We start from the raw sequence: 14314 nt of genomic DNA, 5'->3' as shown, positions 1-14314 counted from the left end.
CACCGGCCCCGCCCCGCTCCCGGCGCTCCTGCGGCTCCCGGCGCGGCTCGGGCACGGGGCGGCACCGGGCGGCGATCATGGCGAGCGTCCCGTCCCCCTTCCCCCGCCCGGAGGCCGTGGTGACCAGTGCCGGTCCCGACCCGTCCGTCCCCGTCGTGCTCTCGGTGCTCGGGCGGCTCCCGACCAACCGCCCGCCCGGGGTGCTCGCGGCCTGCGACGGCTCGGACGGCTCGCTCTGGGCCCTGGACCGGGCGATGACCGAGGCCGAGGCCCACGACCTGCCGCTGTACGTGCTCGCTGTCGTCAACCCGGCGCCCACCGGCTACCCGCCGGGGATGGCCGAACTGGTCCAGGAGAGCGTGGAGACCCTGGTCGAGTCGATGGCGGACGGCCTGCGCCGTGCGGTGGTCGCCGTCCAGCGGGCCCGCGCCCGTCCCTGCACCGCCGAGATGTCCCTGCACGTGGTGCTCGGCAATGTGATCGAGGTCCTGCTCGCCTCCTCGGCCCGGCAGCACACCGTGGTGGCCGGCACCCGGGGCAACGGCGGTTTCGCCCGGCTCCTGCTGGGCTCGGTCAGCGGCGCCCTGGTCCACCACGCGGCCTGCCCGGTCCTGGTCGTCCCGGCCCCTCCGGAGGGCTGAGCCGCTCCGGAGGCACGCCGGGAATGTCCCGAGATGGTTCATCGTTCATCCATCTCGGACCCGTCCCCACCCCTCTGGAGCCCCTGTCATGAAGGTCGAGATCTACTCCGACATCGCCTGCCCCTGGTGCTACATCGGCAAGCGCCGCTTCGAGCAGGCGCTCGACGGCTTCGCGGGCAAGGAGGACGTCGAGGTGGTCTACCGGCCGTACCAGCTGGTGCCGGACGCCCCGGCCACGGCGAGCCCGCACCGGGAGTGGCTGGCCGAGCGCTACGGACCGCAGTCGGTCGCGATGGACGCCCGGGTCGCCGAGCTGGGCCGGGCCGAGGGCATCGGCTACGACTTCGACGCCGCCCTGCACGCCAACACCTTCCTCGGGCACCGGCTGCTGCACCTCGCCGAGACCGAGTACGGCGCGGCAGCCCAGGGCCGGCTCAAGGAGGCCCTGCTCAAGGCGCACTTCAGCGACGGCGTGGACGTCGGCGACCGTACCGCGCTCACCGAGGTCGCGGTCGGCGCGGGCCTGGACCGCGACCGGGTGACCGCCTACCTGGCCGGCGAGGAGGGCGCCGCCGAGGTGCGCGCCCAGTTGGCCGAGGCCCGCGAGATCGGCATCACCGCCGTGCCGACCTTCGTCTTCGAGGGCAAGTGGGCCGTCCAGGGCGGCCAGGAGGCCGAGACCTTCCGCCAGGTGCTGGAGCAGGTCGCCACCGAGATCGGCGAGCGCCGGCCGGCCCCGGTGCAGGTCGCCCCGGCCGGCGAGGCGTGCGCGGACGGCTCCTGCGCCGTCTGACCCGACGGTCCGCACGCCACCGGGCGGACCACCGCCCCCGGGGCCCGCTTCAGACGCACCTGAAGCGGGCCTCGGCCCAGTCGGCCACGTTCAGCGCCGACCAGACGCCGTTCGCCGGAACCACCACCAGCCGGATCGAGGTCTGCCCGGTGAGCGGCACGTGCACCGGCACCGCCGGGTCGCCCGACCGCAGCGGGCGCGAACTCCACAGCGTCCGCCCGTCGCCGCCCCGCACCGAGAAGACCACCCCGCCGACGGCGAAGGCCAGGTCGTCCATCCCGGCCACCGCGTCGAAGGACGTGCAGCTCCGGTTGAGGTCGATCACCGTGGTCGCGGGCGCGTGCACGCTGATGCCGTGCCGGTGCTCGGTGCCGGCGACCGAGACGCTCTCCCGCTGCCAGAACCAGTCGCTGCCGTTCTCCCGGACGCTCGGGCGCGGCGGCGGCACCCGGTTCTGCGACGACCTGACCACCGGCAGGTCGTCGGCCCAGAAGTCGGTCGGCGCCGGCGGGGTCGGGACGGCCGTGGGCGGCGCGGTCGGCAGGCTCGGCGTCACGGTGGGCGTCGGCACCACTACCTCGGGCACGGGCGGCAGCGGCACCTCGGGCACCGGCACGGCCGGCGGGGTCGGCACCGGTACGGCCGGGACGGTCGCGGGCGGGGTCGGGACCGGGGTCGGGGTGGGTGTCGGTGTGGGCCGCGGGGGCGCGGGCGTCGGCGAGGGGGCCGCCGTGGTCGCCGGCGGGCTGCTCGGCGCCGCCGGCACCGGCCTGGGCGCGGCGGCGGGCGTCGGCGCGGACGGCGCGGTGGCTGGCTGCTCCACCGGTACCGGAGCCGGGCTCTCCGGCGCGGGCGGCGGGGCCGGTTCCGGGGCGGGCGGCTCGGGCTCGGCGGACGGCGGCGCGGGAACGGCCGACGCGGAGACCGGGGGAGCGGCCACCGGGGGCCTGGGCTCGGGCGCGCCGGTGAGCGCGTACGCGGCGACGGCGGCCGCCGCCACCGCGACGGCGGCGGCGATCCCGGCCTTCGCGGCGGTGCCCAGCCCCTCCGCGGCGGCGCTCGCGGCGCCCCCGCCCCCGCCGGAGGCCCCGGCGCCCGCACCACCCGCGGCCCCGGCGCCCGCTGTCGTCCCGGTCGCGGCCCCGGCCGTTCCTCCGGCGGCCCCTCCGGCCGTGCCGCCCGCCGTGGCGGCCGCGGTCCCGGCGGCCGCGCCGCCCACCGCCGCCACTCCGCCGACGGCGGCCGCGGCGGCACCGAAGCCGCCCGCGCCGATCCAGACCAGCACCCCGCCGGGCAGCAGCGCGCGCAGCCCGTGGTTGATCTCGGACAGCTCCAGGCACGCGGCCGTGCACCGGTCGCACTCCTTGAGGTGCCGGCCGACCTCCGCCGAGGCGCGCTTGCGCAGCGAGCCGCGCGCGTACGCGCCGAGCCGGTTGGCGTACGCCTCGCAGTCCCGGTCCTGACTGCCCGAGACGTGCGCCTGCAGGAAGCCGGCGGCGAGCCGGTCGCGGGCCCGGTGGGCCTGGACGGCGGTCGCGTTGGCGGTCTTGCCGAGCATCACCGCGACGGTCTTGGGGGACTCCCGCTCGACCTCGGTGTGCCAGAGCACCACCCGGTCGTCCTCGGGGAGTTCGGCGTAGGCCTGCATCACCATGCGCTGGTCCGCCAGCGCCATCGCCCAGGCGTCGGCGCCCGGATCGGCCAGATCGAGGTCCACCACGGCGGCCGAGCTCTGCGCGAACACGCTGAAGTCGTCCACGAGTTGCTCGCGCCGCTCGCTCCGGGTCCAGGCCGCCGCGACGTTCCGGACCGCGGTCAGCAGATAGGCGCGGACGGCGAACTCCGGCCCCTTGCCCGCCCGCAGCGCCTGCAGGGTGCGGGCGAACACCTCGCCCGCGAGGTCCTCGGCGGTGAAGCTGTCCCGGCAGCAGGTCCGGGCGTAGCGGCGCACCGAATCCACGTGCCGACGGTAGATCTCCTCGTAGGCGGTGTCGTCGCCGGCCCGGACGAGCGCGGTCAACTCCGCGTCGGAGGGCGGGCGTTCGCCGTCGACGGGATCGGCCGGCGCGGGCACGGTGGGGCGCACCGGTGCCCCGGGGCCGACGAAGGCCTCCGGGATGACACCGCCGCGCCCGGCGCCGGCCTGCCCGGGGACCCGGCCCTGGGGGAGCGCCGCGGCGGAAGCGGAGAGGGTCTCGCGGCCCGGCATTCCGGCCTGGTCCGGCACCTGGCCGGTCGGCACCGGCCCGGGCGGGGTCCCCGGCCCGCCGCCGGGTGCCCCCGGTCCGGCGGCCGGTCCGTCAGGGCCGCGGTCGGGCCCGCCCCCGGCGGACCGCCCGAAGTCGAGGCCGTAGCCGTAGTCGTTCTGTTCCTCGGCGCTCACAACGGACCCCAGACTCCACGACAGCCCCCGTAGTGTGGCAGGGCGCGCGGGAGTGCGTGGGCGCACGATTCTCCGCCGCACGGCGCCGAGGGCGCGCGAACGGCGCGCATCGGGACATTGGCTCCAACCACGGGCAAAGGATGGCATAGCGCAGAGTTGGGCGGTAGCCGGACCGGCCGTGACCCACTCTTCCGTGGGGCCGTCGCGGATGTGTTCGCCCCGCGCACGGCGTCCCGGGGCGGCGTCGCCCGCCCCGGGCGAACGGCCCGGAGCCGTCCGCCCCGCTCACCGAACCTCCTTGCCCGCGCCGGACTCCGGGTCCCGGTGCGGTCCGGCTCAGCGGGCCCGCAGGCCGTCGAGCAGGATCTGCAGCAGCCGGTCGGAAGGCCCCTCGGCGGACTGACCGTCCGCCTGCTGGCCGTCCGTCGGCTGCGGGGCGTCCCCGGTGCCCGCGGGCACCGGACCGGCCGCCGAGCCCGCCACGACCGGGCCGGCCGGCGGCCCGCCGCGCCAGGCGTGCACCGGTACCGACGCCGTCAGCACCAGCACCACGTCCGCGACGGTCACTCCGGGCCGCAGCTCGCCGGCCGCACCCGCGCGGGCCACCAGGGCCGCGAGCAGTTGCAGCAGCAGCCGCGGGTCCGCGTCGGCCGCCAGGACCGCGATCTCGCCCTCGGTCGCCGCCCCGACACCGGCACCGGCCGCGACGGGCCTTCCGGCCGCCTCGCCGGACACCTGCCCCGGCACCGGACCGCCGAGCGGACCGGGCGCCGAACCGTACGCCGCCCCGGGCAGGCCGGTCGCCGTCGGCTCGTACCGCGCGGAGCCGAACGCGCTGCCCGACCCGACCGGGTCCGGCGAACGCTGCTCGGGCACCCGCCCCAGTTCCTCGGCGTACCGGAACGCCTCCGGCGGCAGCAGCCGCCCGGCCCCGGTGGACACCGCGCGCGCCAGGTAGCCGGCCAGCGCCTCCCAGGCACCCGCGCCGCCGTAGAGCGAGTCGCGGGCCTGGGCGGTCAGCCAGGCGACCTCCTCGGCGGCGATCCGCTGGACCAGCACCTCCTTGCTCGGGAAGCGCCGGTACACCGTGCCCACGCCGACCCCGGCCCGCCGCGCCACCTCCTCCATCGGCGCGCCGTAGCCGAACTCGCCGAACACCTCGCGCGCCGCGCGCAGCACGCTCTCCAGGTTCCGCCGCGCGTCGACCCGCAGCCGGGTGCCCGGGGACGGCCCGCCGCCCTGTGCCGCCTCGCCGCCCCGGTACGGGACGGCCGCGTACGCCGCCCCCGGTGGACCGGCGGCCTCGGCCGGGCCGCGTTGCTCCGGCACCACGCCCTGGCCGGGGTGTGCCGCACCCGATCGCCCCAACAGTCGCTCCTGTTCCATCATCCCAACTCTCCCCCGCAGGCGTCCGGTTCCGGACCCTGTCGTCGCCCGCCCCTGCACCCCCCGGTGCAGCTACGCCTGAAAGAAATGACCGATGACCCATCGCTCGTGCCGTTGGTGCCGCCCGGGTGCCGCCCGGCCGCGGGTGCGGCCGCGCGCAGGTCCACCCGGACCCCGCTCCGGAGGGCGCCGCCGGGCCGATCGCTGCGATCGGGCCGGCGCGTCGACGCCCGTTCGGGGCCCTGTCCGGGAACTACCCTTCCCCGGATCACGGTCCCGCAGTCGGGTTCTCCCGCCAACACTAGAACTGGCCGTAATGACCGATCCACGGTGCGTCGCCACCAGTTGACATGGCAGTGGCCGCGCCGCCACACAATCCGACCATAGTTCACCGCCGTTCGAGGCCGAAAGTGCGTCAGAAACTCACCCCGGCAGTACTTCTGTCCCCTTCCGGCCCCAAGAGCCCCGTCCGCCACAGCACGGACGGTGGACAAGAGGGCTCCGGCGGTCCTTTATTGGTGGGCGTGATGGGGGCATGCCCGGTCGAAGGCGGGCCACGGAGCCCATCGACAGGAGGTGCGCCATCAGGATCCTGATCGTCGGCGGCGGGTGCGCGGGCATGTCGACCGCCCTGCACCTCCAGCGCGGCCTGCGCGAGCGGCTCCGCCGCGGCGAGGTCCACCTCACCCTGGTCGAGCCGCAGGCCTACCTCACCTACCACCCGCTGCTCGCCGAGGTCGCGGCCGGCACCATCGACCCCCGCCACGTGGTCGTCCCGCTCCGTCGCGAACTCACCGAGTGCAAGGTGCTCACCGCCCGGATCACCCGGATCGAGCACGCCTCCCGCCGGGCCTGGGCCGACGCGGCCGGCCCGGGCGAACCGCCGGCGCCCGTCGAACTCGACTACGACGTCCTGGTGCTGGCCCCCGGATCGGTCTCCCGCACCGCCCCGGTGCCCGGACTGGCCGAGCACGGCCGGGGCTTCTCCACCGTCGGCGAGGCCGTCGGCCTGCGCAACCACGTCCTGGAACAGCTCGACCTCGCCGCCACCACCCGCGACCCGGCGCTCCGCCAGGCCGCGCTCACCTTCGTCTTCGTCGGCGCCGGCTACGCGGGCGTCGGCGCGCTGGCCGAACTGGAGGACATGGCCAGGTACGCGGTCCGGGGCCACCAGCACACCACCCCGGAGGACCTGCGCTGGGTCCTGGTCGAGGCCACCGACCGGATCCTCACCGAGGAGTCGCCCGAACTCGCCGCGCACACCCTGGACCAGCTGCGCGAGCGCAATGTGGACGTCCGGCTGCGCACCACCCTGGAGTCGGCCGCCGACGGGGTGATGGCGCTCTCCGACGGCAGCCGGTTCGCGGCCCGCACCCTGGTCTGGACGGCGGGGGTGCGCCCCAACCCGCTGCTGCGCGACACCGACCTCCCGCTGGACACCGCCGGCCGGGTCCGCTGCCTGCCCACCCTCCAGGTGCTGGGCCCGGACGGCCGCGCGCTGCCCGGCGCGTGGGCCGCCGGCGACGGCGCGGCCGTGCCCGACCCGCACGCGGACGGGGCGCCCTGCGCGCCGAACGCCCAGCACGCCTTCGCCCAGGCGGAGCTTCTGGCCGCCAATGTGCTGGTCGCGCTGGACGGCGGCCCGCACGCGTCCGGCATCGCCGACTACCTGCCGGGCCCGCCGGCCTGTTCCACCTCGCTGGGCCTGGGCCGCGCGGTCGCCCACACCCGGGGCGGCGGGCGGCTCACCGGCCGCCGGGCCTGGTGGCTGCACCGGGCCCGCCACCTGCGGCGGCTGCCGAGCGGCGAGCGCCGGGTCCGGATCCTCGTGGACTGGGCGCTGGCCGGGCTGTTCTCCCGCGAGGTCGTCCCGATCGGCCGGCCCGAGCAGCCGGACCGGCCGGAGCCGGCCGACGGGCGGCCGCTGTGAGCCGGTCCGGCGGCCCCGTCGCCGCCGCCCGCTCGGAGTACCGGCCCGGCCCCGGAGTCGACCCGAGGACCGCGCCCGGCGCGGGCGACTTCCGGAATCGGGCCTCCGCCTGACAGGATCTGCCCGACCGAGTCATTACCCCGTGTGCTGACGAGTGCACAAAAAGTGATGATATGCCTGGAACCCGAGGAAGCGGCCGTCGTTTGAACCTCATGCGCTGGAGCGCCCGGCTCACCGGAGTCCCGTGGCGTGCCACCCCGCCGTCCGGGGCCGGCACCGACCGCGGCACGCCGTCCGGCGACGCCGTCGTGGTGCCCGGCCCCCGCGACCCCACCAGCCCCACCGGCCCGGTCGACATCCCGGACGCCCTCGACCCCACCGGCGTGCTCGACCCCCACCGGCCCCAGGACCTGCGCGAGGTCCTCAACCGCATCCCCGCCCCCGTCGCCGTCACCTACGGGCCGCTGCACCAGCTCGGCTACGCCAACCGCGCCTACCGCGAACTCTTCGGCGACCGCCCCACCGGCCTGCCCGCCTGCGACGCGCTGCCGGAACTCGGCACCCTCGGCGTCCTGCCCCTGATGGACCAGGTGATCCGCGGCGGCAGCCCGCGCAGCGTCAAGGCCCGCTGCATCCTCGGCCTCACCGGCAACCGCTACTACAACGTGTCCTGCGTGCCGCTCACCCGCGACTCCGGCGACCCGGCCGGATCCACCCCGACGAGTGCCCCCGGCACGGCCCCCACCGCCGTCGACGCCACTCCCACGGGTGACGACCCCACCTCCGGCGTCCTCATCTTCGCCGCCGAGGTCACCGACCAGGTCCTCGCCGCAGCCCGGCTGCGGGAGTCCGAACGCCGCCAGCGCGAGGCCGCCGTCACCCTCCAGCGCAGCCTCCTCCCGCAGAAGCTCGACCAGCCCGCGGACCTCCGGGTCGCCGCCACCTACCAACCGGGCGGCGCCGAGGCCGCGGTCGGCGGCGACTGGTACGACGTCATCGCCATCGACGGCGGCCGCACCGCGCTCGTCATCGGCGACGTCATGGGCCGCGGCCTGCGGGCCGCCGCCGTCATGGGGCAGCTGCGCACCGCCGTCCGCGCCTACGCCCGCCTCGACCTCCCGCCGCACAAGGTGATGAGCCTGCTCGACGGTCTCGCCATGGAGATCGACGCCAACCAGATCGCCACCTGCACCTACGCCGTCTGGGACCCGCAGCGCCGGACGCTCGGCTACGCCTCCGCCGGCCACCTCCCGATGCTGCTGCGCTGCCCCGACGGCACCGTCCTGCGCAGCGAGGAGCAGAACGGCCCGCCCCTGGGCACCGGTGGCGGCGTCCACCTCTCGCACACCCTCCGCCTGCTGCCCGGCACCACCGGCGTCCTCTATACGGACGGACTGGTCGAACGCCGGGACGAGGACATCGACCAGGGCCTCGACCTGCTCGCCCGCACCCTCACCGGAGCGGTCGGCGCCCCCGACGTGGTCTGCGCCCGTCTGCTGCGCGCCATGGGCGTCACCTCCGAGCACGACGACGACGTCGCGGTCCTCGCCTTCCAGCTGCCGGCCGAGGAGGAGTCCCCCGAACGGACACCCGCGGTTGACGTGGTCTCCCAAGAGGTCTAGTGTTCTTCGAGCTGCCTGGCTGGGAGCACCGGACACGCATCGGCGCGGACGGTCCCGCGGCAGCCAATCCTCTGAAACACCACCTTTTCCCGGTACGGGCCGAGGCGTGTCGTTATTTCTTTCGATACGTTCCGGCTCAGGGTCTATTAGGTGTGCCTGCTTTCAGGGATTGCGGCCGGATTCGCTTTTCGGAGCGGGGATCGGCTAGAGTTTGAAACGTCGGACGGGGCGTCAAGCCGCAGAAGACACCAGCGAGTTGGATGAAGGAAGCGCCGGGAACGGCACGGAAAACATCTGATAAGCTGGGAACACGAAAGAACGAAGCGCCCGGAGGGCCGGTGTGAAAGCCGCCTGAAGGAAGTGTCCGTTCCTTGAGAACTCAACAGCGTGCCAAAAGTCAACGCCAGATATGTTGACATCCCCGGCCTCGGACTTGTTCCGGGGTTGGAGATTCCTTTTGAAGTAAAACACTAGCGAGGACGCAGTGCGCGGGACCGCCCTATTCCGGTGGTTGCCGTGCCGCTCGACGCGAGTGCTGACCCGATTACGGGTAATCATTCACGGAGAGTTTGATCCTGGCTCAGGACGAACGCTGGCGGCGTGCTTAACACATGCAAGTCGAACGGTGAAGCCCTTCGGGGTGGATCAGTGGCGAACGGGTGAGTAACACGTGGGCAATCTGCCCTGCACTCTGGGACAAGCCCTGGAAACGGGGTCTAATACCGGATATGACCCGGGACCGCATGGTCCCGGGTGTAAAGCTCCGGCGGTGCAGGATGAGCCCGCGGCCTATCAGCTTGTTGGTGGGGTAATGGCCTACCAAGGCGACGACGGGTAGCCGGCCTGAGAGGGCGACCGGCCACACTGGGACTGAGACACGGCCCAGACTCCTACGGGAGGCAGCAGTGGGGAATATTGCACAATGGGCGAAAGCCTGATGCAGCGACGCCGCGTGAGGGATGACGGCCTTCGGGTTGTAAACCTCTTTCAGCAGGGAAGAAGCGCAAGTGACGGTACCTGCAGAAGAAGCACCGGCTAACTACGTGCCAGCAGCCGCGGTAATACGTAGGGTGCGAGCGTTGTCCGGAATTATTGGGCGTAAAGAGCTCGTAGGCGGCCTGTCGCGTCGGATGTGAAAGCCCGGGGCTCAACCCCGGGTCTGCATTCGATACGGGCAGGCTAGAGTGTGGTAGGGGAGATCGGAATTCCTGGTGTAGCGGTGAAATGCGCAGATATCAGGAGGAACACCGGTGGCGAAGGCGGATCTCTGGGCCATTACTGACGCTGAGGAGCGAAAGCGTGGGGAGCGAACAGGATTAGATACCCTGGTAGTCCACGCCGTAAACGTTGGGAACTAGGTGTTGGCGACATTCCACGTCGTCGGTGCCGCAGCTAACGCATTAAGTTCCCCGCCTGGGGAGTACGGCCGCAAGGCTAAAACTCAAAGGAATTGACGGGGGCCCGCACAAGCAGCGGAGCATGTGGCTTAATTCGACGCAACGCGAAGAACCTTACCAAGGCTTGACATATACCGGAAACGGCTAGAGATAGTCGCCCCCTTGTGGTCGGTATACAGGTGGTGCATGGTTGTCGTCAGCTCGTGTCGTGAGATGTTGGGTTAAGTCCCGCAACGAGCGCAACCCTTGTTCTGTGTTGCCAGCATGCCTTTCGGGGTGATGGGGACTCACAGGAGACTGCCGGGGTCAACTCGGAGGAAGGTGGGGACGACGTCAAATCATCATGCCCCTTATGTCTTGGGCTGCACACGTGCTACAATGGTCGGTACAAAGGGCTGCGATGCCGCGAGGCGGAGCGAATCCCAAAAAGCCGGCCTCAGTTCGGATTGGGGTCTGCAACTCGACCCCATGAAGTTGGAGTTGCTAGTAATCGCAGATCAGCATGCTGCGGTGAATACGTTCCCGGGCCTTGTACACACCGCCCGTCACGTCACGAAAGTCGGTAACACCCGAAGCCGGTGGCCTAACCCGTAAGGGGAGGAGCCGTCGAAGGTGGGACCAGCGATTGGGACGAAGTCGTAACAAGGTAGCCGTACCGGAAGGTGCGGCTGGATCACCTCCTTTCTAAGGAGCAATATGCCGCTTGCAGGCGAATGTCCTGCACGGTTGCTCATGGGTGGAACGTTGACTATTCGGCACACAGGATCAACTGCTGCAAGTACTGCTTCGGCGTGGAACGTGGTTGATGGGTCCTGGGTGTCGGGCACGTTGTTGGGTCCTGAGGGAACGGCCGTATGGCTGTTGCTTCAGAGATGCCGGTCTCATGCGAGGTGGTCTTCGGGCTGCTGAGTGTGGGTGTCTGGTCGTTGTTTGAGAACTGCACAGTGGACGCGAGCATCTGTGGCCAAGTTTTTAAGGGCGCACGGTGGATGCCTTGGCACCAGGAACCGATGAAGGACGTGGGAGGCCACGATAGTCCCCGGGGAGCCGTCAACCAGGCTTTGATCCGGGGGTTTCCGAATGGGGAAACCCGGCAGTCGTCATGGGCTGTCACCCATACCTGAACACATAGGGTATGTGGAGGGAACGCGGGGAAGTGAAACATCTCAGTACCCGCAGGAAGAGAAAACAACCGTGATTCCGGGAGTAGTGGCGAGCGAAACCGGATGAGGCTAAACCGTATTGGTGTGAGACCCGGCAGGGGTTGCCGATACGGGGTCGTGGGATTTTTCTTGACCGGTCTGCCTACCGGTCGGCGAGTCAGAAACCGTACAGGTAGTCGAAGGACATGCGAAAGGTCCGGCGTAGAGGGTAAGACCCCCGTAGGCGAAATCTGTACGGCTCGTTTGAAGAACTCCCAAGTAGCACGGGGCCCGAGAAATCCCGTGTGAATCTGGCGGGACCACCCGCTAAGCCTAAATATTCCCTGGTGACCGATAGCGGATAGTACCGTGAGGGAATGGTGAAAAGTACCGCGGGAGCGGAGTGAAATAGTACCTGAAACCGTGTGCCTACAAGCCGTGGGAGCGTCGGACATGCAGCTTGCTGTGTGTCTCGTGACTGCGTGCCTTTTGAAGAATGAGCCTGCGAGTTTGCGGTGTGTAGCGAGGTTAACCCGTGTGGGGTAGCCGTAGCGAAAGCGAGTCCGAACAGGGCGATACAGTTGCATGCCCAAGACCCGAAGCGGAGTGATCTAGCCATGGGCAGGTTGAAGCGGAGGTAAGACTTCGTGGAGGACCGAACCCACCAGGGTTGAAAACCTGGGGGATGACCTGTGGTTAGGGGTGAAAGGCCAATCAAACTCCGTGATAGCTGGTTCTCCCCGAAATGCATTTAGGTGCAGCGTCACGTGTTTCTTGCCGGAGGTAGAGCACTGGATAGGCGATGGGCCTCACCGGGTTACTGACCTTAGCCAAACTCCGAATGCCGGTAAGTGAGAGCGTGGCAGTGAGACTGTGGGGGATAAGCTCCATGGTCGAGAGGGAAACAGCCCAGAACACCGACTAAGGTCCCTAAGCGTGTGCTAAGTGGGAAAGGATGTGGAGTCGCAGAGACAACCAGGAGGTTGGCTTAGAAGCAGCCACCCTTGAAAGAGTGCGTAATAGCTCACTGGTCAAGTGATTCCGCGCCGACAATGTAGCGGGGCTCAAGCACATCACCGAAGTCGTGTCATTGCAGCATGAAGGGCCAACGCCTGCTGTGATGGGTAGGGGAGCGTCGTGTGCCGGGTGAAGCGGCGGTGGAAACCAGTCGTGGACGGTACACGAGTGAGAATGCAGGCATGAGTAGCGATACAAGAGTGGGAAACTCTTGCGCCGATTGACCAAGGGTTCCTGGGTCAAGCTGATCTGCCCAGGGTAAGTCGGGACCTAAGGCGAGGCCGACAGGCGTAGTCGATGGACAACGGGTTGATATTCCCGTACCCGCTTTGAAGCGCCAACGCTGAACCAGGTGATGCTAAAGCCGTGAAGCCACCCGGAGTCTTCGGACAAAGGGACGTGGTGGAGCCGCTGATCCAAGTCTGTACTAGGTGAGCGATGGGGTGACGCAGGAAGGTAGTCCAGCCCGGGCGGTGGTTGTCCCGGGGTAAGGGTGTAGGGCGTTGTGTAGGCAAATCCGCACAACAATAGCCTGAGACCTGATGCCGAGCCGATTGTGGTGAAGTGGATGATCCTATGCTGTCGAGAAAAGCCTCTAGCGAGTTTCATGGCGGCCCGTACCCCAAACCGACTCAGGTGGTCAGGTAGAGAATACCGAGGCGTTCGGGTGAACTATGGTTAAGGAACTCGGCAAAATGCCCCCGTAACTTCGGGAGAAGGGGGGCCATTCCTGGTGACGGCACTTGCTGCCAGAGCTGGGGGTGGCCGCAGAGACCAGCGAGAAGCGACTGTTTACTAAAAACACAGGTCCGTGCGAAGCCGTAAGGCGATGTATACGGACTGACGCCTGCCCGGTGCTGGAACGTTAAGGGGACCGGTTAGCTCTGATTCGTCGGGGCGAAGCTGAGAACTTAAGCGCCAGTAAACGGCGGTGGTAACTATAACCATCCTAAGGTAGCGAAATTCCTTGTCGGGTAAGTTCCGACCTGCACGAATGGCGTAACGACTTCTCGACTGTCTCAACCATAGGCCCGGTGAAATTGCATTACGAGTAAAGATGCTCGTTTCGCGCAGCAGGACGGAAAGACCCCGGGACCTTTACTATAGCTTGATATTGGTGTTCGGTTCGGCTTGTGTAGGATAGGTGGGAGACTTTGAAGCCGTGACGCCAGTCATGGTGGAGTCGTCGTTGAAATACCACTCTGGTCGTGCTGGATGTCTAACCTGGGTCCGTGATCCGGATCAGGGACAGTGTCTGGTGGGTAGTTTAACTGGGGCGGTTGCCTCCTAAAGAGTAACGGAGGCGCCCAAAGGTTCCCTCAGCCTGGTTGGCAATCAGGTGTTGAGTGTAAGTGCACAAGGGAGCTTGACTGTGAGACTGACGGGTCGAGCAGGGACGAAAGTCGGGACTAGTGATCCGGCGGTGGCTTGTGGAAGCGCCGTCGCTCAACGGATAAAAGGTACCCCGGGGATAACAGGCTGATCTTCCCCAAGAGTCCATATCGACGGGATGGTTTGGCACCTCGATGTCGGCTCGTCGCATCCTGGGGCTGGAGTAGGTCCCAAGGGTTGGGCTGTTCGCCCATTAAAGCGGTACGCGAGCTGGGTTTAGAACGTCGTGAGACAGTTCGGTCCCTATCCGCTGTGCGCGTAGGAGTGTTGAGAAGGGCTGTCCCTAGTACGAGAGGACCGGGACGGACGAACCTCTGGTGTGCCAGTTGTCCTGCCAAGGGCATGGCTGGTTGGCTACGTTCGGGAGGGATAACCGCTGAAAGCATCTAAGCGGGAAGCCTGCTTCGAGATGAGCACTCCCACCTCCTTGAGAGGGTAAGGCTCCCAGTAGACGACTGGGTTGATAGGCCGGATATGGAAGCCCTGTGAGGGGTGGAGTTGACCGGTACTAATAGGCCGAGGGCTTGTCCTCAGTTGCTCGCGTCCACTGTGTTGTTCTGAAACAACGACCCCCATACCTGGTCACGGTGTGGGTGCGGTTGACAGTTTCA

At 69.3% G+C, this 14314-nt stretch carries 5 protein-coding genes, 2 rRNA genes and 1 pseudogene; 6 read left to right on the top strand and 2 right to left on the bottom strand.

All coding sequences use genetic code 11. The features are described 5' to 3' along the window. The first annotated feature begins 119 nt into the window (after window positions 1-119). Window positions 120-641, top strand: a complete 522-nt coding sequence (locus ACW14Y_RS19885; protein ID WP_380312953.1) for a universal stress protein — start codon at window positions 120-122, stop codon at window positions 639-641. 88 nt (window positions 642-729) lie between these two features. Then, a complete protein-coding gene (locus ACW14Y_RS19880; RefSeq protein ID WP_380393701.1) occupies window positions 730-1434 on the top strand; it encodes a DsbA family oxidoreductase in 705 nt (234 codons plus the stop codon). A 49-nt stretch (window positions 1435-1483) separates the two neighbouring features. Here the strand turns inward: ACW14Y_RS19880 and ACW14Y_RS19875 are convergent, their stop codons facing one another. Both ACW14Y_RS19875 and ACW14Y_RS19870 read right to left on the bottom strand, forming a co-directional pair. Continuing rightward, window positions 1484-3817: a sigma-70 family RNA polymerase sigma factor gene (locus ACW14Y_RS19875; RefSeq protein ID WP_456987910.1), complete on the bottom strand. Its 2334-nt coding sequence runs from the start codon at window positions 3815-3817 to the stop codon at window positions 1484-1486. Between the two features lie 336 nt (window positions 3818-4153). Further along, a complete protein-coding gene (locus ACW14Y_RS19870; protein WP_456987908.1) occupies window positions 4154-5206 on the bottom strand; it encodes a TetR/AcrR family transcriptional regulator in 1053 nt (350 codons plus the stop codon). Window positions 5207-5738: 532 nt separating this feature from the next. Between ACW14Y_RS19870 and ACW14Y_RS19865 the strand changes: the two genes are divergently transcribed. From ACW14Y_RS19865 to ACW14Y_RS19850, 4 genes and pseudogenes are all read left to right on the top strand, one after another. After that, window positions 5739-7133 carry an NAD(P)/FAD-dependent oxidoreductase gene (locus ACW14Y_RS19865; RefSeq protein ID WP_380312439.1) on the top strand — a complete coding sequence of 465 codons (1395 nt, stop codon included), beginning with the start codon at window positions 5739-5741 and terminating at the stop codon, window positions 7131-7133. A gap of 203 nt (window positions 7134-7336) precedes the next feature. Further along, window positions 7337-8698: pseudogene (locus tag ACW14Y_RS19860) on the top strand (PP2C family protein-serine/threonine phosphatase); the annotation flags it as partial. Between the two features lie 614 nt (window positions 8699-9312). Next, a 16S ribosomal RNA gene (locus tag ACW14Y_RS19855) occupies window positions 9313-10836 on the top strand. Window positions 10837-11114: 278 nt separating this feature from the next. Next, a 23S ribosomal RNA gene (locus ACW14Y_RS19850) occupies window positions 11115-14235 on the top strand. Together the 16S and 23S rRNA genes form the textbook arrangement of a ribosomal RNA operon. Window positions 14236-14314 lie beyond the last annotated feature (79 nt).

This window comes from Kitasatospora sp. cg17-2 (genome assembly GCF_054031055.1).
The sequence above is the reverse complement of the archived record's forward strand: the minus strand, read 5'-3'. Positions and strand labels throughout refer to the sequence as shown.

Excerpts from the sequence above, each read along its gene's own strand:
- ACW14Y_RS19880 (WP_380393701.1), top strand. The coding sequence starts at position 730 with ATGAAGGTCGAGATCTACTCCGACATCGCCTGCCCCTGGTGCTACATC.
- ACW14Y_RS19870 (WP_456987908.1), bottom strand. The coding sequence starts at position 5,206 with ATGATGGAACAGGAGCGACTGTTGGGGCGATCGGGTGCGGCACACCCC.
- ACW14Y_RS19865 (WP_380312439.1), top strand. The coding sequence starts at position 5,739 with ATGCCCGGTCGAAGGCGGGCCACGGAGCCCATCGACAGGAGGTGCGCC.